At 64.4% G+C, this 21,842-nt stretch carries 18 protein-coding genes; 7 read left to right on the top strand and 11 right to left on the bottom strand.

Going from position 1 to position 21,842, the window contains the following annotated elements:
• The first annotated feature begins 80 nt into the window (after positions 1-80).
• Together ABC729_RS18935 and ABC729_RS18930 are read left to right on the top strand one after the other, a co-directional pair.
• Positions 81-2,300, top strand: coding sequence for a TonB-dependent receptor (locus ABC729_RS18935; RefSeq protein WP_495609163.1), 2,220 nt, complete (start codon positions 81-83; stop codon positions 2,298-2,300).
• Between the two features lie 157 nt (positions 2,301-2,457).
• On the top strand, positions 2,458-3,129 hold the full coding sequence (locus ABC729_RS18930; RefSeq protein WP_495609162.1) for a helix-turn-helix domain-containing protein: 672 nt from the start codon (positions 2,458-2,460) through the stop codon (positions 3,127-3,129).
• A gap of 7 nt (positions 3,130-3,136) precedes the next feature.
• Here ABC729_RS18930 and ABC729_RS18925 read toward each other — a convergent pair whose 3' ends face one another.
• Positions 3,137-4,150 carry an aldo/keto reductase gene (locus ABC729_RS18925; protein WP_495609161.1) on the bottom strand — a complete coding sequence of 338 codons (1,014 nt, stop codon included), beginning with the start codon at positions 4,148-4,150 and terminating at the stop codon, positions 3,137-3,139.
• Between the two features lie 33 nt (positions 4,151-4,183).
• Positions 4,184-4,840 (bottom strand): type 1 glutamine amidotransferase domain-containing protein, encoded by a 657-nt coding sequence (locus ABC729_RS18920; RefSeq protein WP_495609160.1) that lies wholly within the window; start codon positions 4,838-4,840, stop codon positions 4,184-4,186.
• A gap of 102 nt (positions 4,841-4,942) precedes the next feature.
• Here ABC729_RS18920 and ABC729_RS18915 point away from each other — a divergent pair, with 102 nt between their 5' ends.
• Positions 4,943-5,848, top strand: coding sequence for a LysR family transcriptional regulator (locus ABC729_RS18915; RefSeq protein ID WP_495609159.1), 906 nt, complete (start codon positions 4,943-4,945; stop codon positions 5,846-5,848).
• Positions 5,849-5,850: 2 nt separating this feature from the next.
• Here the strand turns inward: ABC729_RS18915 and ABC729_RS18910 are convergent, their stop codons facing one another.
• The gene (locus ABC729_RS18910) at positions 5,851-6,561 is read right to left on the bottom strand and encodes a cyclic nucleotide-binding domain-containing protein (RefSeq protein ID WP_495609158.1); all 711 of its coding nucleotides are present in this window, start codon (positions 6,559-6,561) and stop codon (positions 5,851-5,853) included.
• Between the two features lie 227 nt (positions 6,562-6,788).
• Between ABC729_RS18910 and ABC729_RS18905 the strand changes: the two genes are divergently transcribed.
• Positions 6,789-8,201, top strand: a complete 1,413-nt coding sequence (locus ABC729_RS18905) for an amino acid permease (RefSeq protein WP_495609157.1) — start codon at positions 6,789-6,791, stop codon at positions 8,199-8,201.
• A 48-nt stretch (positions 8,202-8,249) separates the two neighbouring features.
• On the opposite strand, the gene ABC729_RS18900 is transcribed toward ABC729_RS18905, so the two are convergent.
• From ABC729_RS18900 to araD, 8 genes are all read right to left on the bottom strand, one after another.
• Positions 8,250-9,875 (bottom strand): glycoside hydrolase family 43 protein, encoded by a 1,626-nt coding sequence (locus ABC729_RS18900; protein WP_495609156.1) that lies wholly within the window; start codon positions 9,873-9,875, stop codon positions 8,250-8,252.
• Between the two features lie 3 nt (positions 9,876-9,878).
• Positions 9,879-11,123, bottom strand: a complete 1,245-nt coding sequence (locus ABC729_RS18895) for an MFS transporter (RefSeq protein ID WP_495609155.1) — start codon at positions 11,121-11,123, stop codon at positions 9,879-9,881.
• Between the two features lie 22 nt (positions 11,124-11,145).
• Positions 11,146-13,773 (bottom strand): glycosyl hydrolase 115 family protein, encoded by a 2,628-nt coding sequence (locus tag ABC729_RS18890; protein ID WP_495609154.1) that lies wholly within the window; start codon positions 13,771-13,773, stop codon positions 11,146-11,148.
• A 231-nt stretch (positions 13,774-14,004) separates the two neighbouring features.
• Positions 14,005-14,754, bottom strand: a complete 750-nt coding sequence (locus ABC729_RS18885; protein ID WP_495609153.1) for an SDR family NAD(P)-dependent oxidoreductase — start codon at positions 14,752-14,754, stop codon at positions 14,005-14,007.
• Positions 14,751-15,623, bottom strand: coding sequence for an SMP-30/gluconolactonase/LRE family protein (locus tag ABC729_RS18880; protein WP_495609152.1), 873 nt, complete (start codon positions 15,621-15,623; stop codon positions 14,751-14,753). Before ABC729_RS18880 ends, ABC729_RS18885 begins: the two co-directional genes overlap by 4 nt.
• Positions 15,620-16,507 (bottom strand): aldose 1-epimerase, encoded by an 888-nt coding sequence (locus ABC729_RS18875; RefSeq protein WP_495609151.1) that lies wholly within the window; start codon positions 16,505-16,507, stop codon positions 15,620-15,622. Before ABC729_RS18875 ends, ABC729_RS18880 begins: the two co-directional genes overlap by 4 nt.
• Before the next feature lie 2 nt (positions 16,508-16,509).
• Positions 16,510-17,313 (bottom strand): HpcH/HpaI aldolase family protein, encoded by an 804-nt coding sequence (locus tag ABC729_RS18870; protein WP_495609150.1) that lies wholly within the window; start codon positions 17,311-17,313, stop codon positions 16,510-16,512.
• Between the two features lie 8 nt (positions 17,314-17,321).
• Positions 17,322-19,064 carry an L-arabinonate dehydratase gene (gene araD, locus ABC729_RS18865; protein WP_495609149.1) on the bottom strand — a complete coding sequence of 581 codons (1,743 nt, stop codon included), beginning with the start codon at positions 19,062-19,064 and terminating at the stop codon, positions 17,322-17,324.
• Between the two features lie 187 nt (positions 19,065-19,251).
• On the opposite strand from araD, the gene ABC729_RS18860 reads away from it, so the two are divergent.
• From ABC729_RS18860 to ABC729_RS18850, 3 genes are read left to right on the top strand one after another with little or no spacing between them, the layout of a single operon-like run.
• Positions 19,252-19,539: a UxaA family hydrolase gene (locus tag ABC729_RS18860; RefSeq protein ID WP_495609148.1), complete on the top strand. Its 288-nt coding sequence runs from the start codon at positions 19,252-19,254 to the stop codon at positions 19,537-19,539.
• Positions 19,540-19,552: 13 nt separating this feature from the next.
• On the top strand, positions 19,553-20,728 hold the full coding sequence (locus tag ABC729_RS18855) for a UxaA family hydrolase (protein WP_495609147.1): 1,176 nt from the start codon (positions 19,553-19,555) through the stop codon (positions 20,726-20,728).
• Positions 20,725-21,726, top strand: a complete 1,002-nt coding sequence (locus ABC729_RS18850) for an Ldh family oxidoreductase (protein WP_495609146.1) — start codon at positions 20,725-20,727, stop codon at positions 21,724-21,726. Before ABC729_RS18855 ends, ABC729_RS18850 begins: the two co-directional genes overlap by 4 nt.
• The last annotated feature ends 116 nt before the right edge of the window (positions 21,727-21,842 follow it).

Raw genomic sequence — 21,842 nt, 5'->3', positions numbered from 1 at the left:
GCAGGGCCGGAACCGGTTCGTGCGTCCCAACGCAAGGGGTCGGCCAACGGCCCCAGCCTCGGACAGGAAAGGCAATTTCCATGGTTTTCAGGTGTGAGACGCCGCGTCGGCAGGCGCGCAAGGGACTTTTGGCCGGCATCGCCCTTTCGGCGCTGCCGCTGTTGCCGGCGGCGGGACAAGCGGCCAGCACGGAACCGCTGCTGCTGGAAGAGATCATCGTGACGGCGCAGAAGCGTCTGGAAAATCTCCAGACCGTGCCGGCCTCGGTTTCCGTGTTGAGCGGAGAACGCATTGCCCGGTCAAGTCCGACCGGCGTTGCCGATTATGCCGCCTATATGCCGGGCCTGGCCATCAGCAGCGGCGGTACGCCCGGACAGGTGTCGCTGGCCCTGCGCGGTGTGGCACCGGTGGGACCGGGTGCCACGGTCGGCACCTATATCGACGATACGCCGCTGGGTTCCAGCGCCAATTACGCCCGTGCCGCCATCTATGCGCTGGACCTGTTCCCCTATGACATCCAGCAGGTGGAAGTGCTGCGCGGGCCGCAGGGCACGCTCTATGGTGCCAGCACCATGGGCGGCCTGTTGAAATATGTGACGCGCAAGCCCGACCTGAACGATACCGAAATGCGGGTGGGTGGCGACATGTCGGGCACCAGCGGTGCCGGGGGGGCCAATTGGGGGATACGCGGACAGGTGAACCTGCCGCTGATCGAGGATCGGCTGGCGGTGCAGGCCAGTGTCTATAAGCAGAAGAACCAGGGCTATATCGACAATTCGCGCAGCGGCGCCACTGACATCAACGACAACACGCAGAAGGGTGCCCGCGTCGCCCTGCTGTGGCGTCCGGCGGAACCGGTGACGGTTCGCCTGCAGGCCCTGTTCCAGAAGGTCGACAGCCGCAATAATGCCGTCGTCGCCTATGACACGATCACCGACCAGCCCATCGCCGGCAAGCTGGACAGCCAATATTACATGGACCAGCCCTTCAGCAAGGACCTGGACCTCTATACCGCCACCATCGACTGGGACCTTGATTTCGCCAGCCTGACGTCGGCCTCCTCCTATTCCACGGCCAAGGTCGATACGGTGCAGGACGCCAGCGCTGTCTATGGCGTCGCCTTTCCGGCGCTGACCGGCGGGGCTGTCCCGGCGGGCCTGTCGCGGTTCGATCTGCTGCTGGATCATGAGAAATTCACGCAGGAGGTGCGGCTGGCATCGCCCAGCGGCGGCGGGTTCGAATGGATGCTGGGCGGGTTCTATACCTGGGAGGACAGCACCAACCTTCAGGCGGCCAGCGCACAGACCATGAGCGGCAGCTCCATCCCCGGCCTGGACCCGCTGGCCATCGCCAGCCTGCCCACGACCTATGAGGAAGTGGCGGTGTTCGGCAATGGCACCGTCGCCCTGACCGACCGGTTCGACATCACCGCCGGCCTGCGCTGGGCCCACAACAACCAGGACTTCGCCCAGATTTCCGACGGTGCTCTGTTGGGCGGGGCGCAGCGGGTGCCGGGCAAGTCCTCGGAGAATGTACTGACCTTCATGGCCAGCCCGCGCCTGCGCCTGGATGAGGATGTAACACTTTATGGCCGGGTCGCCAGTTCCTACCGCCCCGGCGGACCCAACGTGGCCCTGCCCAATGTCCCGCCCAGTGTGGATGCCGATACATTGGTCAGCTATGAGGCGGGCGTGAAATCCACGCTGCTGGACGGGCGGCTGCAAGCCAATGCGTCGGTTTTCTATATCGACTGGAAGGATATCCAGATCGCCGGTTCCAATGGCGGGGTTTCCTTTCTGCAAAATGGTGGCAAGGCGCAGAGCAAGGGGCTGGAGTTCGAGACCGTGTTCGTGCCGGTCGAAGGCTGGCGTCTGGGCGCCAACGGTGCCTACACCGACGCTAGCTTCAAGGGCGACATCCCGGAGGTCGGCGCGCAGGATGGGGACCGTCTGCCGCTGATCCCCAAATATTCCTTCGCCCTGACCGCCGATTATGAATGGAGCCTGTCCGGCGACTGGAATGCCAATGCCGGTGCCGGCTATCGCTGGACGGGGGCGGTTCACAGCGATCCCGAAAGCTCGCCCGAATTCGTGCGGACCAAGGCTTATGGCGTGTTGGATATCAATGCGGGCGTCCGGAATGACAATGTGGCCGTCCGGTTCTATATCCGCAACGCCGCCAATTCCCATGCGACGACCACCGCCGACCTGATTACTAGTGCGCTTGGCAGCCCGGTGCAGATCGACCGGACGGTCCTGCAGCCGCGCACCATCGGTCTCAGCCTCGATTTCACCTACTGATTTACAGGCTGTTGTCGCTTCCGTTTTTGACTGCTGTGACTTGCCACAGGGAAAGGGGTTTCATTCTCCCCCGCCCCTGTGGCATTTTTTATTTTCCGAAGCGCTAACCAAACCCGCAGGAACGGAAAATGCGGGGTGAACCGGGGGTTGTGAATAGATGACGCGGAGAGCACCGATCGGCAAGGCCCTGCGCCGGCTGCGTCTTCAGAACGACTGGACCCTGGCCGATGTAGCGGAACGGACGGGCTTGGCCGTGTCCACCCTGTCAAAGGTCGAGAATGACCGTATGTCGCTGACCTTCGACAAGATCGTCAGCCTGTGCGAGGGGCTGGGCGTCGATATCGGCACGCTGTTCACGGGCGATCCGGCCCCGGCAAGCGAACCGGTCGCCCATTCGTCTGCCCCTGTCGCCATGATGACACGGCGCAGCGTGGACCGGGGCGGCGGGGAGGATGCGGAGGTTCCCACCAAGAATTACCGCCACCGCTATCTGAACACCGACATCACGCACAAGAAGATGATCCCCATCCTGGTGGAACATTGCGCCCGCACCATGGAGGAATTCGGTTCCCTGGTCCGCCATCCGGGGGAGGAATTCATCTATGTGATGGAGGGCGCGATTGAGGTGCATACCGAATTCTATGCACCTACCATCGTGAAGGCCGGGGAAAGCATCTATCTGGACAGTACCATGGGCCATGCCTATCTGGCAGCATCCGACGGGCCGTGCCGCACCCTTTCCGTCTGTTCCAGCCCGGAACCGGCGCTGGCCCGGGCATTGATGGTGAATGAACCCACCGTCAGCCTGAAAAAGTCGGAGAAGGTGTGACCCGCGCCTAAACAGCAGCGGGCAGCGGGGCAGCCGGGTTCACCAGACCGGCGGCGCGCAGATCGCGCCAGAAATTGGCGGGAATAACCTCCGCCAGGGCGGCGCTGTCTTCAGCGATGCGGTCGGGGCGGCTGGCACCCGGAATGACGGCGGCGACGGCCGGATTAGCCAGCGCGAACTGAAGCCCTGCTGCTTTCATGCTGATGCCATGGCGGTCGGCCAAGGCCTTGATGCGCGCCACCTTGTCCAGGATGGCGGGGGTGGCCGGGGCATATTCGAAATTCGGGCCGCCGACCAGCGCGCCTGAGCTGTAGGGACCACCGACAACGATGCCCAGGCCGCGTTCAGCCACCGCCGGCATCACCCGCTGCAACGCCTTGTCATGGTCCAGCAGCGTGTAGCGACCGGCCAGCAGGAAGCCATCAGGACGGTTGCCCTCCAGACCCAGCAGCAGCTCAATCGGCTCCACCCGGTTGACGCCCAGGCCCCAGGCCTTGATCACGCCCTCGTCCCGCAGCCGGTCCAGCGCCTTGAACGCGCCCTTGCGGGCCGTTTCGAAGACACCCAGCCATTCATCGCCATAGAAATCCTGGGCCACGTCATGCACCCAGACAATATCGATGCGGTCAGTCTGCAGCCGCTCCAGACTGTCCTCGATGGAACGCAGGGTGGCGTCGGCGGAATAGTCATTGATGATGCGGTTGGGCAGGCCGTGCTTGAACACGTCGCCCTTTTCGCCCAGGTCACGGGCGGAGACATCCTCTACCTCGTCCAGGATCAGGCGGCCAACCTTGGTGGCGATGACATATTCGTCACGCGGCTTGCCGGCCAGGGCCTGGCCCATGCGGATTTCCGCCAGGCCGGCGCCATAGAAGGGGGCGTTATCGAAGAAGCGGATGCCGTCATTCCAGGCGGCCTCCACGGTGGCCAATGCCTCCTCCTCCGGGATAGCGCGGAACATGTTGCCCAGAGGGGCGGCACCGAAGCCAAGGCGGCTGGTCAGGATATTCTTGAGGCTCATGATCAATGCCTTTCAGGTCCGAGGTCAGGGCGCTTACAGCAGGCCCAGAAGCAAGGTGGCGGCAGCGGCGGAGGATTGCGGGTTCTGGCCGGTGACCAGATTACCATCCAGAATGACGTTGGAGGTCCAGTCGGCGGCCCCGTGATGGATGGCGCCCAGTTCCTTCAGGCGGGTTTCCAGCAGGAACGGTACCTTTTCCACCCCATCAACAGCCCGTTCCTCCGCATCCGTGAAGGCGGCGACGGTGCGGCCCGCGATGAAGGGCGTACCGTCGGGGCGGCGCATACCGGCAAAGACGGCGGGGGCATGGCACAGGGCGGCGATGACCCGGCCCGTGGCGTCGAAGCGGAACAGCAGGTCGTGCAGCTTCTTGTTATAGGGCATGTCGAAGACGGTGCCATGGCCGCCCGGCATATAGACGGCGTCGAAACCATCGCTATCCAGCGCATCAAAGGAAGGCGTGTCGGACAGCGTGGCAATCGCCGGTTCCCAGCCATTGGCCTGTTCCACGGTCGGCGCGCTTTTCGGATCGACGGGAACCTTTCCACCGGCCATGGAGGTTACGGTGACCTGATGGCCGGCGCGGGTGAAGGCAAGATAGGGAACAGCGTGTTCTTCCAGCCAGATGCCCGTCGGCTCGCCATTCAGCATGCGGCCATGGCTGGTCAGGATGAAGAGGATCTTGGACATTGGGTCAGCTCCGTGGCTTGGGATGTCCAGATCATGCCTTGCCCAGATATATTCCGGAAATTTATCCTTCCTATTTCAGATATTCACATGACATTATAACTCATGCGTTACGATCTGAACCTTCTGCCCACCTTCATCGCGCTGATGGAAGAGCGTAACGTGACCCGTGCCGCCGAACGGCTGGGCATGACGCAGCCGGCGCTGTCCAACGCCTTGAACCGGTTGCGCGTGATGCTGCGCGATCCGCTATTCATCCGCGAACGCTATGGCATGCAGCCGACGGAGAAGGCGCAGGAACTGGCCCCGGTGATTGCCGCCGCCCTAGCCACGCTGGACGATATCGTCCTGGGGCAGCAGGAATTCGACCCGACACAGGCGGACCGACTGTTCACCATCGCACCCAACAGTTACGTGGAATATGTGCTGATGCCGGCGGTGGTGACGCGGCTGCGCGAACAGGCGCCGGGGATCAAGCTGCGCCTGACCCCGTTCGGCACCGATCTGGCGGAAACAGGCGTGGTGTCGGGCAATACCGCCATGGTGATCGGCCGCATCACCGACCCGCCCGACAATCTGGTGGTCCAGCACATCATGGATGACGGTCTGGCCTGTGTTGTCCGTGCCGACCACCCGATTGTCGGGGACAGCCTGTCGCGCGAACAATATGAGGCGTTGAAACATGTGAACATGCTGCCACCCGGCCGGTTGCGCGCCGGTCTGTTCCAGGCGTTGCAGAAGCAGGCGTTGAAGCGGGAGGTGGCGGTTTCAGTCACCCATTTCCTGGCGGTACCGGAACTGGTGGCCGTCACCGATTACTGCTCCACCCTGCCCCGCCTGATCTGCCGGCAGCTGGTACGCGACACGCGGTTGAAGGTGGTGCCGGCCCCAGTCGATCTGGGGACTTTTCCAGTGGAGATGGCATGGCACGTCCGTTATCGCCACGACCCGGCCCATCGCTGGCTGCGGGGCCTAGTGGCCGATGTGGCGCGGGAGATATCGGCGGGGTGATCCTATTCCGTCAGGGACAAGTGTCCGTCCGTGGCGTCGATCAGCGGGTCGGGTTTCGAAAAGGCCATGAGCTTTTCCCGATCCTGGATCAGCAGCCGGTTGCCCTGGACCGACAGACCATGGTCGCGCAGGGTAGAGAAGGCGCGCGACAGGTTTTCCGCCGTCATGCCAAGGCGCGAGGCCAGGATGCGTTTGTCGACGGGCAGCACGACCTCCTGCCCTTCCCCCGCCAGACCCAGAACGTAGCAGCCCAGGCGCTGCACCCCGGTGCGCAGCTTCAGATCCTTGATCTGCCGGACCAGCCGGCGGAAATGCTGTGCCAGTTCCGCCAATACGGGGGCCGACAGGACCGGATCGGCGGCAACGGCGTGGCGGAAAATCTCCGCATCCAGCAGCAGCACCCGCGACGGCAACAAGGTACGCGCCGACATCAAATAGGGGGCGCCGGTCAGGGCGGCGGCCAGGATGAAGCTGTCCACAGGGAAAAGCGTTTCCACCACGGCCTCACCGCCGGCCTGATCGCGGGCAAACAGTTCCACCCCGCCTTCCAGCAGTACCATCAGAAAATCGGCACGGTCCCCCTCCTGAAACAGCAGGGTGCCGCGAGGGTAGCGCTGCAGGGAACCGCGTGCGGCCAGGGACGCCAGCTGCCCCGCATCGACCTGCCGGAACATGGGAAGACTGTGTACCAGGGCCAGGTCTTCAGGCTTCATAATCGGAGTCCGAATTAGCGCCGGGTTTCGACCACCCGCAAACAGGTCCCTGTTGGTACGGGAAGGAGCCCGCCGCCGTCAACAGACCACCGGCATCACGCGAAGCAACCGCCCATCATCCTTCATGGAAACGCTACGAACTGCCCGGTCCCTCATGGTAAAGGAAACCTGCAAATCCATACAAAGGCTGGCCCAAGCCGGCCATACCGCAACAGGAGAACAGGGGAATGAGTTTCTGGGGGCGGCGCAAGGCGCTGGACGCGCTGAGGCATGTTGACGAGTCACGGCAACTGAAACGAACGCTGAGCTGGCCGCATCTGGTGGCGCTGGGCATCGGCGCCATTATCGGCACCGGCATCTATACCTTGACCGGTATCGGCGCGGAACGCGCAGGCCCGGCGGTGATCCTGGCCTTCGCGGCCTGCGGCATCCTATGCGTTTTCGCGGCCCTGACCTATACGGAGATGGCGACCCTGATGCCGGCGGCGGGCAGCGCCTATACCTACACCTATTCGGTGCTGGGCGAGGGGTTGGCCTGGCTGGTGGGGTGGAGCCTGATCCTGGAATATGCCGTCACCTGTTCCGCTGTGGCGGTTGGCTGGTCCGGCTATATGGTGGGCTTGCTGGAAAGCCTGGGCGTGCATCTGCCAGCCTGGATGGTGTCGGGTCCGCATGGCGGCGGCATCATCAACCTGCCCGCCGTTCTGATTACGCTGGCCGTGACGGCGCTGCTGGCGCGTGGGGCCAAGGAAAGTGCAACGCTGAACATCGTGCTGGTGGCCATCAAGATCCTGGCTTTGGCCGTGTTCGTGGGCCTGACCGCGCCCGCCATCATGCCGGAGAATTTCACGCCCTTCATGCCCTATGGCTTCGCCTCGCACAGCGTTGACGGGCATGTACGCGGGGTGATGGCAGCCGCCGCCATCGTGTTCTTCGCCTTTTTTGGTTTCGACGCGGTCTCCACCTCGGCGGAGGAGGTGAAGAACCCGGAGCGGGACCTGACCATCGGCATTATCGGGTCCATGGTGGTCTGTACCTTGATCTATATGCTGGTCGCCGCCTGCGCCGTGGGTGCCTGGCCTTTTGCGGAGTTCGCGGCCAGTGGTGAGCCGCTGGCCTTCATCCTGCGCGGGCTGGAGCATCCGGGGGCGGCCTTTGGCATCGGGGCGGCGGCTATCATCGCCCTGCCCTCGGTCATCCTGGTGATGATGTTCGGGCAGACGCGGGTGTTCTTTGTGATGGCGCGTGACGGGCTGCTGCCGCGTTCGCTCAGCCAGTTGGACGCGCAGCGGCGGGGGCCGTTGCGGCTGACATTCCTGGTCGGCGGGTTCGTGGCGCTGGTGGCCGGTTTCTTCCGGCTGGACCAGATCGCCGAACTGTCGAATGCCGGCACCCTGACGGCCTTTATCGCCGTGTCGGTCTGCGTCATGGTCCTACGCCGCACGCGGCCAGACCTGCCCCGCCTGTTCCGCTGCCCGGCCGTGTGGGTCGTGGCACCGTTGGCGGTGATCGGCTGTCTTTATTTCATGATCAGCCTGCCCACGGGCACGCTGGTGCGCTTCGCCATCTGGAACCTGATCGGCGTGGCCGTCTATCTGGCCTATGGAAGGCGGCGCAGTCTGTTGGCCCAGGCCGGCTGAGCCTTCCCGCGGTATCCGTGGTGACCCAGGGGTCACCACGGGCCCGCATCAGGAAGGGGCGGGCAGATAGTCCCGTTCGCGATATTCAAACCATTTGAAATCCGCCGGATGCGCCGTGCCCGCCATGTCCTGACAGGCCATGCCCACAAAAGCGCCGGTAAAGTTCGGCGCACCAGGGCTTGTCGCCTCATCCGACAGGATGCTGGCGTCAAAAATCTGTGGCAGCCAGACCCAGTCCCCCCCCTCCAGCCGGTAGGCGAAGCGCAGCCGTTCATAGTCAATTTCTGCCCGCAAGGTGACGGGACCGGGGGGCAAGGGGATGGGATCGGTGAAGGCGTCGGCCTGAGTGCTGTCCGGCAGGGCGGACATGACGCGCAGATGTTTGCCCACCCCATCTTCATGGCTGATATGGAGATAGTGGAATTTCGTTCCGCCATAGTAACAGACGAGGCCCGCCGCCTGCTGGAAATGGCCGGGTTCGAAATCCATATGGGTGTTGATGCTGGTGCAGAAGGATTGCAGCCGGCGGGCGACCAGAGCCTGACGATAAAGGCTGCCAATCGTTTCCCGACCGAAAAGACGTAACCAGCCTGGGCGGGCGGTCACGCTGAACAGGTCGTCGGGATAGGGGCTGCGCAGCCATTGGAAATCAACGGGCAATGATGGTCCGTCGAAGTCCGTGCGGGCCGGTGTGGCGGGGAACGGATGCGATGGCAGACCGGGTGACGGCGTGGTCAGGCTGGGCAGGCCCTGCCCGCCCACGGTCCGCAACCAGCCATCATCACCCCACACCATGCGCTGGATCGCCGTTTCCCGGCCCATTATGCACCGGCCCCGATTGGGCAAGGGCCGGCCACAGAGATAGACGGCATAGGTATCGCCATCCGCCGTCTCCACCAGATCGGCATGGCCCGCCCGCTGCAACGGCGCGTCGGGACGGGTGCGGGAACTGAGGATGTAGGTGTCGGGGTGCAGTTCATAGGGGCCGGTCAGGTAGCGCGACCGAGCCATGGTGACGGCATGGTTCCAGCCGGTCCCCCCCTCCGCCGTCAGCAGATAGTACCAGCCGTCGCGTTTATAGAGATGGGGCGCTTCGGTCAGGCCAAGGGCCGTGCCCTTGAAGATCAACTGCCGCTCTCCGATCAGGGTGCGGGTGTTCGGGCAATATTCCTGGGCCACGATGCCGGCAAAGCGGTTGCGACCGGGCCGGTGGTCCCACAGCATGTTCAGCAGATATTTGCGCCCGTCATCATCATGGAACAGCGAGGGGTCGAAGCCGCTGCTGTTCAGATAGACGGGATCGGACCATTCGCCGTCGATCCGGTCGCAGGTGACCAGATAATTGTGGAAATCGCGCAGCGATGCGCCCGACGCCCCGCCAACGGTGGTGCGGCCATAACGCTTCACATCGGTGTAAATCAGATAGAACAGGCCGTCGGCATATGTGAGACAGGGTGCCCAGACACCGCAGCTGTCCGGCGCGCCCAGCATGTTCAGCTGCGCAGGACGGTTCAGGGGCCGGGATAGCAACCGCCAATGCACAAGGTCGCGGGAGTGATGGATTTGCACCCCCGGAAACCATTCGAAGGTGGAAGTGGCGATATAGTAATCGCCCCCAACACGGACGATGGACGGGTCGGGGTTGAAGCCCGGCAGGATCGGGTTGCGGATCATGGCTTACCTTTCCCGTACCAGGGTCCAGAGCAGGACGGCACCCAGCAGGTCCAGCACGCCCAGCGCCAGGAAGAACGGATCATAGCCGACCGTGGCCACCAGCCCGCCGATCAGCAACGAGAAAATCAGCACACCGAGATTGCCCATGGTGCCCGCCATGCCGGCCACGGTCGCCACCTCATTCCGGCGGAACAGGTCGGATGCCATGGTGATGACGGTGACGGACAGCGTCTGATGCGCGAAGCCGCCCAGGCACAGGAGCGCGATGGCCAGATAGGCGCTTTCCACCCGCCCCACAAACGCCATCCCCACCATCAGAACGGCCCCCACCGTGAAGGCCCCGCGCCGCGCGTTCAGCAGGCTGAGGCCGCGCCGGTGCAGGAAGGCGGCCACGGTCGGCCCGAACATGCAGCCCAGGTCGGCGGCGACAAAGGGCAGCCAGGCGAACATGGCGATGGCCGTCAGGTCGAAACCGCGCACCGTGGTGAGGTATAGCGGCACCCAGAAGGCCAGCGTGCCCCAGGTCGGGTCGGCCAGGAAACGCGGCAGGGCGATGCCCCAGAAATTACGCTGCTTCAACAACTGCCGGAAATCGGGCCGGGCACCATCGCCCGTCAAATGGCTTTCCTGACCGGCGGCGATATGGGCGCGTTCTTCATCCGACAAAGCCGGGTGCGTGGCCGGCGACTGATAGAATTTCAGCCAGGCCGCCACCCAGACCAGCCCCAAAGCCCCGGCCATGACAAAGGCCATCTGCCAGTTCCAGAACAGGATGGCCCAGGCCACCAGCGGCGGGGCCAGCATGGACCCGACCGAGGCACCGATATTATAGACGCCACCGGCATGCCCACGCTCCCGCGCCGGGAACCATTCGGCCACAGCCTTCATGCCGGCGGGATTGGCCGACCCTTCGGCCAGACCCAGCAGCCCGCGCAGCCCCATCAGCATGGGCCAGTTATGGGCCAGCCCATGCGCCATGGTCAGCAGCGACCAAGCCGTGGCGAAGATGGCGAAACCCATCTTCAGACCGATCACATCCAGCACATAGCCGCAGAGCGGCTGCATCATCACGCCCAGTTGAAAGGCGGCGGTGATCCAGCCATATTCCTCTGACGTGATGTTCAGGTCGGTCAGAACCGTGGGCGCGGCCACCCCCAGCGTCGCCCGTGTCAGGTAATTGATGACCGCGCCCAGCATGATCAGCCCGATCATCCACCAGCGCAGCGCCTTGATTGTCCGCGAAGCCATCGATCTTTTCCCCGGTTCGCGGTCAGCGCTGGCTGATCGTCAGCGCTTCAATCACGGCATTGTCGTCGATACGCCAGAGTTTCACGGTATGGCGGCCCGCCTTGATACCGTCGAACCGGGCCTGCACATGGTGGGCATGGTTCTTCACCGCCTCCACCCAGGCGGCCTGTTCGGGGCTGCTGACGGCGCCCGGCGTGGGGATCAGGTGGGAGGTGACGGTCTGCACTGGGCCGTCATCAAGGGACACGCCGATACGGATGCCCTGCCCGCCCTTGGTGTCCAGGGTCGGGGCCAGCCGCAGCGAGACAGTGGCCGGGCCATCGGCGGGCAGCGTGACGCCATAGTCCAGGCGTACACCGTCCGTAGGCGAGGTCGAGGCCCGCCCCTGCGGCAGGGCGACAACGGCGTCGCCGCGCCCCAGATGCGGCACCACCTGCCAGGACAGGCCCTTGCCCGCCACGCTGCGATCGAACTTCGACGCTGGCAGGGTGATAACCGCCGGATCGGCTTTCCGCTCCGTCGTGAACTTGATTTGGGCTGCCAGACGGTCGGGCGGGGTGTCGGCGGAAACGCGGCTGATGCTGGGCATGGATTGCTTGGTGGGCGTCTGCCAGATCACATAGCTCATATGGACTTGATTCATCATGCCGGCCCATTTGCCGCCATTAATACTGTGATATTGCGCCGTCAGGTCGGCATCGCGCTTGAAAGTGCGTTCCACCTCGTTCGCGAAAAAGTCGGCGCGCGGGTCGTTGCGCATCATCAGCCGCTTGTTCCACGCCGCCGCGTAATACATTTCATACAAGTTCGACAGGGCCAGGACCGGGTGTTCGACCAGCTGAAAATAGGCGTCCAGTTGGTCGGGGCGCAGGCGGGCCTTGATTCCCTCCATCTTCGCCACCAGGACGCGCCAATCCTCCACCATCTGACCAAACGGACCGCCATCCAGGACCGGCCCCATGCCTTCGCCCAGGGGGAACGTATCCTGGTCGATCAGTTCCGGCTTCCGGCGCGAGGCATAGGCGGCGTAGGTTTCCATCACCTGCGCGATCTCCGCCCCCAATTCTTTCCCGAACATCTGTGCGGACCAGCGCGTGGGCCATTTGGAAAGGGCGTCCAGGGTCATCGCCTCCGGGTTCCAGGCCATGTCCAGGAAGAAATCAAGGGGATATTCCACCGGCTTGATATCGCCGACATTGACGATCCAGATGTTCCGCGCCCCGCTTTCATAGGCTAGGTCCATCTGCTGCCAGGTCTTGGAAATCTGATTGGTGTTCAGCCACTTGTAGTTCCGGGGGGCGCCGACATAGTCAAAATGGTAATAGACGCCATAGCCGCCGGCCCGGTTCAGCGGGTCGCGCCCCGCCACGGGCAGGCGGCGGATCTGGCCCCAATTATCGTCGGCGAACAGCAGGGTCACATCGTCGGGCACCCGCATGCCATGGTCGTAATAATCCTGCACTTCCTTATACAGCGCCCAGAGTTGCGGCGTCTGTTCCGGGGGCTTGCCCGTGACGTCGGCAATGATCTTGCGCTGATCGGCCACGATGGTTTCCAGCATCTGGGTGGCCGTTTCCTCCGACATCGGCTCATCCCCGTCGCCGCGCATGCCGACAGTCAGCAGGGATTCATAGCCCTTGCCGTCACCCTTCGACATCATGCGTTCGATGCCGCCGCGCCAGAAGGCGCGCAGATTGTCGGCATTGGTGGCATAATCCCAGCGGCCACCGGTGACGCCCTTATCCTTGTTGCGGTGCCATTCATGCTGTGCCCGCGTCAGCGGTTCATGATGGGAGGTGCCCATGACGATGCCCATCTCGTCCGCCAGCACCATGTTGCGCGGATCATCATCGTTGAAGGCCTTGGGCGCCCACATGGCGGGCCACAGGTAATTGCCCTTCAGACGCAGCAACAGTTCAAAGACATGCCCGTAGAGATCGGCATTGATGCCGCCGAATTTCGCCTTGGCCCAGCCGCTGAAGGCCGGGTCCTCATCATTGATGAAAAAGCCGCGATATTTCACGCGTGGACGGTCGGCACGCGATCCGGGAGCAATATACAGGTCACGCTTGCGCACCACCGGCACGTCGGCCCACCAGACCCAGGGGGAAACGCCGATCCGTTCCGACAGGTCGTAGGCACCATAGACGGCCCCCCGGCGGTCGGCCCCGACAATGACCAGCGCCTTGGGAATGCCGGGCGCGGGACGGTCCACCATCACCTGCCGGTATCCCTCCCACTCTCCCGCCAGACCATCGAGTTTGAGTTTTCCGGCCTTGATCAGGGCGTCGATGGTCGGGCTGGCGCCCAGGACACCGACGATCACCACGGGTCCCTTGGCATCCGTCAGGGCGGACAACAAAGCCGGTTCCTGGCCGGCCACGCGGCCCATATCGGTACGCAGGCTGGCCACGGCGTGGCGAACCGCCGGGTCGGCACCGGGATCGACCAGCACCGGCACCGGCTGCCCCGACCGGATCAGGGCCAAGCCACCCGATGTCGGCTTGTCACAGGCACTGATCGGTGTATCGCAGGCCCAGGCCGCCGGCGCCACGGTAGTGGACAGCAGGGCAATGGTCAGGGCGGTTGCCGCATGCCGACCGATAAAGGCAGGCAGGCGGGACGGGGCGGTGTTGGCTTTGGGAAACAAGGCGTATCCTCGATTTTTCGCGCCGATATTGGGCATCGGTCGTCTGGTTCTGCCGGGCGGCGTCTCTACGATATAGTAGCGCTATCATTTTTGACCGAAAAGGCGCCCACTCAACTGGTATGGTAGTATACATGTCAGGTGAGGACAATGGGCTTTTGGTGGTCGCATAAACGCAAAACGGCCGGGGATATCCCCGGCCGTTTTGCGCGCGTCATCCGTGAAGCGCCCTGTTCAGTTCTGGGTCAGGCCCGCATCGACCATGAAATTGGCGCCGGTGCAGCCGGCACTTTCGTCCGAGGCCAGGAACAGAGCCATGCGGGCCACGTGGTCTGCCGTCAGGCGGAATTTCAGGGCCTGCAGGTCGATGAATTGCTGGTTCAGTTCAGGCGTCAGCCAGAGGGCCGCCTGCCGGTCGGTCAGGATGGCACCCGGCACGATGCAATTCACCCGGACGCCGCCCGGTCCATATTCACGGGCCAGGGTCCGGGTCAGGCCGTTGATGGCGGCCTTTGACGTGGTGTAGCTGACCATGCCCGGACGGCCCCGCATCCAGGAGATGCTGCCCAGCATGATGATGGAACCCTGCCCACGCGCCATCATTGCGGGGGCGGCGGCCTGACTGGCAAAGAACTGGTGATCCAGGTTAAGCGCCAGCATGCGCCGCCAGCTTTCGGGCTCCACCTCCCCCACCACCTGCCGGTCATCCTTGCCGGCATTGTTGATCAGGGTGTCGATGCCGCCGCTGACCTGTTCAATTTCGGCGATGGCGGCGCGCAGGGCGGCAATATCGGTAATGTCGCAGGGCACGAAACGGGCGCCGGTGCGGTCCGCCATGGAAGCCCCGGCATTGGCGTCGATATCGATGAAGCTGACCCGTGCCCCCTGCGCCGCGAACGCCTCCACCATCGCCCCGCCGATGCCGGATGCGCCGCCGGTGATCAGGACGGACCGGCCCTCCAGGCTGTGATAGCGCACATTCATGGCAGGCTCTCCGGGCTGCAAGGAATATTGGGGAGGCCGGGCACATCGACCGGCATGGCGAACAGCGCGCCATCCATCGGCCCGTCAAAGCCGGCGGCGACGCTGGTGACATACAGCGTCTTGCGGTCAGGGCCACCGAAGCAGGGCATGGTGGGGCAGCGGGCGGGGGTGCGGTATTCCGCCATCAGCCGCCCGTCGGGGTCATAGCGCTGTACCCGCCCGCCGGCATAAAGGGCGGTCCAGTAACAGCCGTCGTCGTCCACCGCCGCCCCATCGGGGCGACCCCGGTCGGGGGCGTCGGGGTCCAGTTGCGCGAATAGCCGCCTATTGGCGACCTGACCGCTGGCCGGATCATAATCATAGGCATGGATGGCGAAGCGCGGGGTGTCCGAATGGTACAGCGTGCGACCATCGGGGGAGAAGGCCAGACCGTTGGAGGTCAGCAACCCGCTAAACAGCAGTCGCAATCCCCCCTTTTCCAGCCGGTAGAGACCGCCGCGCGAACCGGATTTCGGCTCATCAATCGTGCCGATGATCAGATGACCCGCCGGATCGACCCGACCATCATTGAACCGGGTGTCGGCGGGGTCGGTCGGGTTGGCGGCCAGCATCGGCCCTACCTGCCCATCCGCATCCAGCCGGTAGATGCCCGTGCGCATTCCCGCGACATAGCCGCCGCCGGCCAGCGGCACCACACAGCCGGGATGTTCAGGCAGGTCCAGACTGGACAGGGTCCCGTCGGCAGGGTGGTAGCGGTGAAGCTGCCGGCCCTGGATATCCACGAATGACAGGATGCCCGCCCCCCCGTCCCAGACCGGGCATTCGCCCAGTCGGGTACGCAGGGGAAGCACGGGGGTGAAATCGCTCATGCCAAAGGCTCCGCATTGATACGAACAAGGCCGGACAGGCTGTCGCCGGGGGCCAGGATGGCCATGGGCGGCAATTCCGGCTGGTTCAGGGCGTTGGCGCCATGGGTCACTGGCTCCACCGCGAAATAGTCGCGGTCAGCTGGCGTATAGACACGCAGGGTTCCGAAAATCCGGTCGGCGCGCAGGCTGACCAGCAGGCCCGGTGCCGATCCTGTCATATGGGCAATGCCTGCCCAGCCGGGGAAATCGCCGTCCACGACGCTGTCATCCAGATGCCTGCCATGGCGGAAATCCGGGTCGGGCGGCATGATGACCTTTTCCGGCAATCCATCGGCCCCGCTACGCCAATAGGACAGGGCCGAAAAGCGCAGCATCGTCCCGGCTCCGCGCCGGAAGAACGGGTGCAGGCCCATGCCGGCAGGGGCCATGCCGGCACTGTCATTGGTCAGGTTCAGTGTGATTTCCAGGCCGGTGTTGTCCAGCCGATATTCCATGCGCGCCGTAAAGGCATAGGGCCAGTCACCCTGCCCATCCGCCACCGGCTGATGCGACAGGCGCAGACGGACATGGGTGTCGCCCTGTTCCTCCACGTCCCAGCCGCGCAGCCAGCCCAGCCCATGCAGCGGGTGGGCGATGTCGGGCGTGTTGCGCTGAATCTGATGCCATTGCCCCGCGAACAGGAAACGGCCATCGGCGATGCGGTTGGCATAGGGCAGCATGGGGTAGCAGGCGGTACGGCGCACCTGCCCTTCCGCGACGGCATCGGCGGGCGTGGGCCGCATGATGTCGATCCCGCCACAGGACAGGGACAGCAGCGCACCGCCGGTGCCGGGCGCCACCGCCGCCCGCATGGGGCCTGCCGCCAGGGTAACGACCGCTGCCATGCTCAGTATGGCCCCGTCACGACCGGGACCACCGGTGCCTGACCGCGCAGGGCCGCCTGCCATTCCACGGCCCGGCCCGTCATCATGGCGATATCCGACGCCACGGCGGCGAAGCTGTAGCCGTAGCCGATGAAACGGCCCACCATCTCCGGGTTGGGACCGACAATGCCGATGGGCTTGCCCGCCTGTTTGGCCAGGGTCGCCGCCTCCGCGATCTTAGTCTGCACCGCTTCATGCCCGACCTGTCCGATTAGACCCATGGAGGCCGAGAGGTCGCCCGGCCCCAGGAACAGGGCATCGACACCGGGAACGGCCGCGATTTCCGCCACCCGCGACACGGCCCCCGGCGTTTCCAGCTGCACGATGACCGCAACCTCGTCATTGGCGCGCTTCAGATAGTCCGGCACCCGGCCATAGCGCGAGCCGCGATGCACCGCCGCCACGCCGCGCACCCCATCGGGCGGATAGCGGGTGTAGGACACGGCGGCCCGCGCTTCCTCCGCAGTCTCCACAAAGGGCAGCATCACGGTGCGGGCACCGGCATCCATCACGCGCTTCACCAGCACCTGATCATTCCAGGCCAGCCGCACAATGGCCTGCGCCGGCGTGCATTCTATGGCGCGCAGCAGGTTGGCCAGATCCGGCATTTCGATGGGCACATGCTCCATATCCACGACCAGGAAGTCGAAGCCGCAATGGCCCATCGCTTCCGCCGTGCTGGGCGCGCCCGACATCAGCCAGGTGCCCGTCAGCAGACGGGAGGTGTCGGCCAATTGCCGCTTCAGCGGGTTCAGGGGTTCGTGCATCAGGTCCCTCAATAGATCGGCGGTTCCGGCACCTTGGCGGTGCCGGCCAGGAAATCGAAGTCGCAGCCCAGCGGCGCCTGGGTCACATGCGCCTTGTACAGGGCCGCGTAGGAGCGTTCATAGAGATTGGCGGGCGGGATCCAGGCGGCACGGCGGCGAGCCAGTTCGTCATCATCCACCAGCATGTCCAGCGTGCCGGCGACGGCGTCCAGCCGGATCAGGTCACCCGTCCGCACCAGGGCCAGGGGGCCGCCCACCGCCGCCTCCGGTGCCGCATGCACGATGCAGGCACCGTAATGGGTGCCCGACATGCGCGCATCGGAAATGCGCACCATGTCGCGCACCCCCTGGGCCAGCAGCTTTTTCGGGATGGGCAGGTTGCCCCATTCCGGCATGCCGGGTGCGCCCACCGGGCCACCATTGCGCAGGATGATGACGCTGTCGGCATCGACATCCAGGTCAGGGTCATCGATGACGGCCAGCATCTGTTCATTGCTGTCGAAGACAATGGCCCGGCCCGTATGGCGCAGCAGGCGGGGATCGGCGGCGCTGGATTTCATTACCGCGCCATCAGGGCAGAGATTGCCGCGCAGCAGCGCCAGCGTGGCCCCCCGTTCCAGCGGCACGACGGGGTTGGGCGCATCGCGGATGACATTATCATCGTAACATTCGGCGTCCGCAATCTCCTGCCCCAGGGTTCGGCCCGTCACCGTCAGGCAATCTAGCGACAGGTGGTCCCGCAGCTTCCACAAGAGCGCCCGCATGCCGCCCGCGAAGAAAAAATCCTCCATCAGGGCATTGCCCGACGGGAACAGGTTGGCGCAGACGGGGATGCACCGCGCGGCGGCGGCCAGATCATCCAGCGACAGCGCCACACCGGCACGACCGGCCATGGCCATCATATGCACGGCGGCATTGGTGGACCCACCCAGCGCCATATAGGCGGTGACCCCATTCAGGAAGGCATCGCGGGTCAGGATCTTCTGCGGCGTCAGATCGTCGGCCACCATCGCCACGATCCGTTCCCCGCACAGCGACGCCATGCGGCGATGGCCGCTATCCACGGCGGGGATGGAGGAGGCACCGGGCAGGGTCATGCCCATGGCATCGGCGATCCCCGTCATGGTCGATGCCGTGCCCATAGTGTTGCAGGTGCCGATGGACCGCGTCATCCGCGATTCCAGGTCCAGCCAGTCGGCCGGCGTGATGTTTCCCGCCCGCAGCTCATCCCAATATTTCTTGGTATGGGTGCCCGCCCCCGTCTTGGTTCCGCGCCATTGCCCATTGGCCATGGGGCCAGCGGGGCAATAGATCGCGGGCAGCCCGGCACTGATCGCGCCCATCAGCAGCCCTGGCGTGGACTTGTCGCACCCGCCCAGCAGAACCGCCCCGTCAATGGGGTGGGAGCGCAGAAGTTCCTCCACCTCCATGGCCAGGAAGTTGCGGTAGAGCATGGTGGTGGGCTTCACCATCACCTCCCCCACGCTCAAGGCCGGCAGTTCCACCGGATAGCCACCGGCCCGCAGCACCCCGCGCTTCACCGCCTCCGCCACATCGCGCAGATGGATGTGACAGGGGCTCATCTCGCTCCAGGTGTTCACGATGGCGATCACCGGGCGGTCCATGAACTCCTCCCGTCGCAATCCCATCTGCTGCGTCCGCTGCCGGTGCGCGAAGCCGCGCATATCGGGGGACGCGAACCAGCGGGCGCTGCGCAGGGGGCGTTTCGGGTCGGATGGCGGGTTGGTCATGTCACCAGCTCTTATATAAGACCGCTGACAGAAGGGACGCTTTCCAGGGCAAAGTCAATGCGAAAATCGGCGGAATACCGCCATTCCTGAAATTCATTAAAAACCCATCTTGCCAAGAGCCGAACGTTGTGAGCTTATGTGTCTTATATAAGACTTCAGACTTCCAACAAACAAAGGGAGGCTCCAAGTGGGCGCACCACATCTTCTGGTCCATGACCGGCGCGACAATGTCGGCGTCGTCGTTGTGGAGGGGTTGAAAGCCGGCACCGATATGCTGTGCGTCGTGACCGAGGATAACAGCGAGTTCCGCACGGTCGTGAACCAGGACGTGCAGATCGGACACAAGGTGGCGCTGCGCGACTTCGCGGTCGGCGATACCGTCACCAAATATGGCGAGGATATCGGCAAGGTGGTGCAGCCCATCGCCAAGGGCGCCCATGTCCATACCCACAATCTGAAAACCAAGCGCTGGTAAGGGAACCCGGATCATGAATTACGCTGATCTCAAGATCTGGGGCTATCGCCGCGAAAATGGCCGCGTCGGTGTGCGCAACCATGTCGCCATCCTGCCGCTGGACGATATCTCCAACGCGGCGTGCGAGGCCGTGGCCGCCCATATCCAGGGCACCATCGCCCTGCCCCACTCCTATGGCCGTTTGCAGTTCGGCGCCGACCTGGACCTGCATTTCCGCACCATCATCGGTACCGGCGCCAATCCCAATGTCGCGGCCTGTGTCGTGATCGGGATTGAGGAAGGCTGGACCCAGAAGGTGGTGGACGGCATCGCTGCTACGGGCAAGCCGGTTGCCGGTTTCTGGATTGAAGGCAATGGCGACATCGCCACCGTCGCCGCCGCATCGCGCAAGGCCAAGGAATTCTCCCAATGGGCCTCTGAACGGGTACGCACCGAATGTCCCCTGTCGGAGGTGTGGGTCGCCGCCAAGTGCGGGGAAAGCGACACGACCACGGGTCTGGCCTCCTGTCCCACCGTCGGCAATATGTATGACAAGATGGTGGAGCTGGGCCTTTATGGCTGCTTTGGCGAAACGTCGGAACTGACGGGGGCCGAGCATCTGGCCGCCGCCCGTGCCGCCAACCCGGAAGTCGCCGCCAAGTTCATGAAGACCTGGCAATCCTACCAGGATGACGTGATCGAGGCGCACAAGACCTCCGACCTGTCCGACAGCCAGCCGACCAAGGGCAACATTGCCGGCGGCCTGACGACGATCGAGGAAAAGGCCCTGGGCAACCTGGAGAAGATCGGCAAGAAGACCAGCTTTATCGACGTGCTGGAACCGGCGGAGGCACCAGCCAAGGGGCCGGGTCTGTACTTCATGGACACGTCTTCCGCTGCCGCCGAATGCTGCACCTTGCAGGCCGCCGCCGGCTATGTCGTCCATTGCTTCCCCACGGGCCAGGGCAATGTCATCGGCAACCCGATCATGCCCGTCATCAAGATCACCGGCAACCCGCGCACGGTCCGGTTGATGAGCGAGCATGTGGACGTGGACGTGTCCGGCATCGTGCGCCGTGATATGACCATCGATCAGGCGGGCGACGCCCTGATCGACATGATTGCCCGGACCTCCAACGGTCGCCTGACAGCGGCGGAAGCGCTGGGGCACAAGGAGTTCGTGATGACCAAGCTGTACCGGTCGGCATGAGCACGGTCACGCTCAGCCTGGAAGAAGCCCACAGTCTGGCCATGGGGGCGTTGGTCAAGGCCGGCGTCGCCCCGGCCAGTGCGGCGGCAACGGCATCCGCGCTGGTGGCGGCGGAAGTGGATGGGCAGGCCGGGCACGGAATGTCCCGCGTCCCCTCCTACACGCTGCATGCGCGGGTCGGAAAGGTGGATGGCAATGCCGTGCCTGTGGCCGTCGCGGCGGGAGAGGCCGGGGTCCGCATTGATGCGGGCCACGGTTTCGCCTATCCCGCCGTCGATCTGGCCATTGAACGGCTGTTGCCGCTGGTGGCGAGGACCGGCGTCGCGGCGGCGGCCATCCACCGTTCCCACCATTTCGGACAGGCCGGGCGGCATGTCGAACGGCTGGCGGAACAGGGGCTGGTAGCCTTTGCCTTCGCCAATACGCCCGCCGCCATGGCCCTGCTGGGCGGGCGGCGGTCGCTGATGGGCACCAACCCCATCGCCTTTGCCGCCCCGGTGCCGGGCCGGGCACCGCTGGTCATTGACATGGCCCTGTCGGTGGCAGCACGCGGCAAGATCATGGCGGCATCGAAGGCGGGTAAGCCCATCCCCGAGGGCTGGGCACTGGATGCCGATGGCAACCCGACCACGGACGCCAAGGCGGCGTTGGGCGGCTCGCTGCTGCCTATCGGCGGGGCGAAGGGTGCGGCGCTGGCCCTGATGATCGAAGTGATCTGTGCGGCCCTGGTCGGCGGCAATTTCGGTTGGAATGCCAGCGGCTTCTTCGATGGCGATGGTGGCCCGCCCGACCTGGGGCAGTTGCTGATCGTGCTGGACCCGGCGCGGTTCGGTGGCGATGGCTATGCCGCACATATGGCGCATCTGCTGCTGACAGTGGCTGGCGAGGCCCCGGCCCGCTTGCCGGGTGACCGGCGGCTGGCGCTGCGGCAGAAGGCGGCGGCGGATGGGGTGACCATTCCGGCGGTGCTGCATGCGGAGATTTTGGGGCTGGTGTAGCGCGGATTAGCGAAGCGTAATCCGCGGAGCAGCGGCACTTGGGTTTCCGCGGATTACGGCTTTGCCTAATCCGCACTACGCAATTGGATTGACACGGGGATTACCCGAACACGAGG

This window comes from Niveispirillum sp. CC-CTL257 (assembly GCF_059489915.1).
The sequence above is the reverse complement of the archived record's forward strand: the minus strand, read 5'-3'. Positions and strand labels throughout refer to the sequence as shown.

Coding starts and splice junctions, on each gene's coding strand:
- ABC729_RS18935 (WP_495609163.1), top strand. CDS start 81: ATGGTTTTCAGGTGTGAGACGCCGCGTCGGCAGGCGCGCAAGGGACTT.
- ABC729_RS18930 (WP_495609162.1), top strand. CDS start 2,458: ATGACGCGGAGAGCACCGATCGGCAAGGCCCTGCGCCGGCTGCGTCTT.
- ABC729_RS18925 (WP_495609161.1), bottom strand. CDS start 4,150: ATGAGCCTCAAGAATATCCTGACCAGCCGCCTTGGCTTCGGTGCCGCC.
- ABC729_RS18920 (WP_495609160.1), bottom strand. CDS start 4,840: ATGTCCAAGATCCTCTTCATCCTGACCAGCCATGGCCGCATGCTGAAT.
- ABC729_RS18915 (WP_495609159.1), top strand. CDS start 4,943: ATGCGTTACGATCTGAACCTTCTGCCCACCTTCATCGCGCTGATGGAA.
- ABC729_RS18910 (WP_495609158.1), bottom strand. CDS start 6,561: ATGAAGCCTGAAGACCTGGCCCTGGTACACAGTCTTCCCATGTTCCGG.
- ABC729_RS18905 (WP_495609157.1), top strand. CDS start 6,789: ATGAGTTTCTGGGGGCGGCGCAAGGCGCTGGACGCGCTGAGGCATGTT.
- ABC729_RS18900 (WP_495609156.1), bottom strand. CDS start 9,875: ATGATCCGCAACCCGATCCTGCCGGGCTTCAACCCCGACCCGTCCATC.
- ABC729_RS18895 (WP_495609155.1), bottom strand. CDS start 11,123: ATGGCTTCGCGGACAATCAAGGCGCTGCGCTGGTGGATGATCGGGCTG.
- ABC729_RS18885 (WP_495609153.1), bottom strand. CDS start 14,754: ATGAATGTGCGCTATCACAGCCTGGAGGGCCGGTCCGTCCTGATCACC.
- ABC729_RS18880 (WP_495609152.1), bottom strand. CDS start 15,623: ATGAGCGATTTCACCCCCGTGCTTCCCCTGCGTACCCGACTGGGCGAA.
- ABC729_RS18875 (WP_495609151.1), bottom strand. CDS start 16,507: ATGGCAGCGGTCGTTACCCTGGCGGCAGGCCCCATGCGGGCGGCGGTG.
- ABC729_RS18870 (WP_495609150.1), bottom strand. CDS start 17,313: ATGCACGAACCCCTGAACCCGCTGAAGCGGCAATTGGCCGACACCTCC.
- araD (WP_495609149.1), bottom strand. CDS start 19,064: ATGACCAACCCGCCATCCGACCCGAAACGCCCCCTGCGCAGCGCCCGC.
- ABC729_RS18855 (WP_495609147.1), top strand. CDS start 19,553: ATGAATTACGCTGATCTCAAGATCTGGGGCTATCGCCGCGAAAATGGC.
- ABC729_RS18850 (WP_495609146.1), top strand. CDS start 20,725: ATGAGCACGGTCACGCTCAGCCTGGAAGAAGCCCACAGTCTGGCCATG.